Origin of the sequence: Pseudomonas sp. 10S5, from assembly GCF_035019745.1 — a bacterium.
GTDB lineage: Bacteria > Pseudomonadota > Gammaproteobacteria > Pseudomonadales > Pseudomonadaceae > Aquipseudomonas.
In genome coordinates, this window is sequence record NZ_JASJVL010000062.1 from 1 (window position 1) to 254 (window position 254).

The following is a 254-nucleotide window of genomic DNA, read 5'->3' on the forward strand; positions in this document are numbered from 1 at the left end:
CGCAAATACACACGCGACAACTCTCCGCGTACTGTTCGCTTGAGTTGTAGGCCCGCAAACACTCTTTTTTCCCGGGGCGCCTGTCGATCCTGCGGGTCGATCGCTAACTCCGTGGAGGGCGGCGTAATAATTTCCAGCATCTCGGCGGGCCAGCCTTTAGCGATCATGTGCAGTTTCGCTTGCAGCGCGTCCTGGTAAATGGAGGTGGTTTTTACGTCACAGTTTTCCGCGACCGTCAGCGCCTGCATGGGAGT

General features: G+C 57.1%; 1 pseudogene. It reads right to left on the minus strand.

The window, feature by feature from the left end:
• A pseudogene (locus tag QN378_RS23390) lies at positions 1 to 254 on the minus strand (DUF2235 domain-containing protein); the annotation flags it as partial.